Origin of the sequence: Ruminococcus callidus ATCC 27760, assembly GCF_000468015.1 — a bacterium.
GTDB classification, from domain to species: domain Bacteria; phylum Bacillota; class Clostridia; order Oscillospirales; family Ruminococcaceae; genus Ruminococcus_C; species Ruminococcus_C callidus.
Window position 1 is genome coordinate 1 of sequence record NZ_KI260310.1, and the last position, 2,617, is coordinate 2,617.

A 2,617-nucleotide genomic window follows, 5' to 3' on the forward strand; every position below is an offset into this window, starting at 1 on the left:
TCGCCAGACGCTCTTTGTGCGGTATTGCCCTTGATGTTTGTAGAATCGTGTCGTTGTGCGGACGAATGGGATTGTCATTCGCCTTACTTAGTATACCACAAGTGGAATTGGTACGTCCAATATTTATTTGGGCTGAATCAATAATGTAAAACCTATGAATTCGGATCATCCCCAGTTTTCATAGAATGAAATATACAATCTGCACAAGTTGTGTACGTCGTATTTATGGGAATTGCCGTTATGTGAACGATACCACAGGAAGAAAAATCTGTCCGTCCTATAAATACAAGCGTATTTACCAAAAACACAAAATAAAACAAGGAAAATTTGTCGCATTTCCCTATTGATTTTTTGTCGAAAAACCAATATACTAATATAGTGACACTGTATAAGGCAAAGTATAAGGCGAATGCAGTGCAATCCGGCGGTTTTTGAGATTGACCGCAAATAAATGTAGATAAGGAGTTGAAAGGAGATCTTCGGGTTTTCTTTCAGAGTGAAACATATGGCAACGAAAGTAGTAAAGTTCGGCGGCAGCAGTCTGGCGGACGCAAAGCAGATTCAGAAGGCAGCAGCAATCATCAAGGCAGATCCGCAGCGGCGGTATGTGGTACCGTCTGCCCCCGGCAAGCGGTTCTCCAAGGACATCAAGGTGACCGATATGCTGTACACCTGCTATGATCTGGCAGAACAGGGACTGGATTTCTCCGATGCCCTGCAGGCAATTCGGGAACGGTATAACGATATTATCACCGGTCTGGGCATGACCTTTTCTCTGGACGATGAGTTCGAGGAAATCGCAGCAAACTTCAAGAAGCGTGCCGGCAAGGACTATGCCGCAAGCCGCGGCGAATACCTGAACGGGAAAGTCATTGCCGCATATCTGGGCTTCCCCTTTGTAGATGCTGCTGAAGTGATCTTTTTTCGGCCGGACGGCAGCCTGAACGATGAAAAGACTGAATCCGTTCTGCGGGAACGCCTCAGCACACTGGAACATGCTGTAGTTCCGGGCTTCTATGGCTGCGGAGCAGACGGCTATGTCAAGACGTTCTCCCGCGGCGGCAGCGACGTGACCGGTTCTATCGTAGCCGGTGCGGTAAAGGCTTCGCTGTACGAGAACTGGACAGACGTTTCCGGTTTCTTGGTGGCAGATCCCCGCATTGTGGACGATCCGGCAGTGATTCGCACGATCACCTATACTGAACTGCGGGAGCTGTCCTATATGGGTGCATCGGTACTGCATGAAGCAGCGATCTTTCCGGTACGTTCCGCAGGCATTCCGATCAATATCCGCAACACCAACGCTCCGGAAGAACCGGGCACAATGATCGTTCCGGACAGCACTGATGAGGAACTGTCTGCATATACCATTACCGGTATCGCCGGCAAGAAGGACTTCACTTCGATCAATATCCACAAGGACCTGATGAACAGCCAGATCGGCTTCTGCCGCGACGTGCTGAATGTTCTGTCGGAACACCAGATTCCGCTGGAACATATGCCGTCCAGCATCGACTCCATGACCGTTATCGTGGATTCGGCTCACCTGAACGGTCTGGAAGAAGAAATCCGCACTGAGATCATCAAGGCAGTACAGCCGGACAGCATCGAAACCGAAGACGGCATCGCTCTGATTGCCGTAGTGGGTCGCGGCATGTGCCGTACCCGCGGTGTGGCTGCGAGAATCTTTGCCGCACTGGCACACGCACACATCAACGTTCGCATGATCGATCAGGGCTCCAGCGAGCTGAACGTAATCGTTGCCGTAAAGGAAACCGATTTCGAGCAGGCAATTCGCTGCATCTATGATATGTTCGTCAATTCCGTTGCGTAAAGGCAAAACAGATTAAGGCAATACCGCACAAAGTCGCCAGACGCTCTTTGTGCGGTATTGTCCAATAAAAAACCGTACCCTCGGCAGACTGTGCCGGAGGTACGGTTTTTGTTTTTCATGGGAATATCTGTCATTCCCAGATGCGGTCGTACAGGTCGTTTTCGTCTGTCCAGCGGGGCAGCACATGAGGACGCATAGCGAAAATCAACAGCAGAAACGTCAGCAGGATCAGCAGTTCGCCGCCCAGACTGCGAATGACAAAGGGCACAACGAATTCCGCAGTAGCACGTCCGGTGCGGGAAAGCATAGAGATTCGTTCTGCCATAGGAGCCAGAATCGCTCCGCTTCCGATGACCGTCAGGACAATGCCAGCCAGCCGGCAGAGTGTTCCCACCCATTTGGGCAGCCGCAGCAGCCAGAGCAGCAGCAGCAGAAAGAACATGCCCACCTCCAGCCAGTGAACGAGGTTGGGGGTGATGCAGGCGATCAGTGCCAGAATTGCCGCCGGAATCAGTGTCAGTTCTGTGCGACGCTGCCGGAACAGGAAGCAGAACACACACAGCAGCAGTGCTGCAGCCAGTGTTGCCCAGTAGTCCCAGTACTGGGTGTAGTGGGGCATGGAAATCAGCGTATAGATGTTGTCCAGACAGAGCAGTCCGGAGAGAATGCCGGCAGCGAAAGGCAGTTTCGACTGGGGCGGCAGGTAATACCGATATTTTTGCAAAGGAATGCCTCCTTTTCTTAAGATACCTTAGGCAATACCGCACAAAGAGCGTCTGGCGA

2 protein-coding genes are annotated in these 2,617 nt (G+C 51.4%); one reads left to right on the forward strand and one right to left on the reverse strand.

The window, feature by feature from the left end:
- Window positions 1-505: 505 nt before the first annotated feature.
- Window positions 506-1,834, forward strand: coding sequence for an aspartate kinase (locus RUMCAL_RS02320; protein ID WP_021680849.1), 1,329 nt, complete (start codon window positions 506-508; stop codon window positions 1,832-1,834).
- A 130-nt stretch (window positions 1,835-1,964) separates the two neighbouring features.
- On the opposite strand, the gene RUMCAL_RS02325 is transcribed toward RUMCAL_RS02320, so the two are convergent.
- Entirely contained in the window at window positions 1,965-2,558 is a 594-nt protein-coding gene (locus RUMCAL_RS02325; RefSeq protein ID WP_021680850.1) for a DUF6518 family protein, read from the reverse strand.
- Window positions 2,559-2,617: the final 59 nt, after the last annotated feature.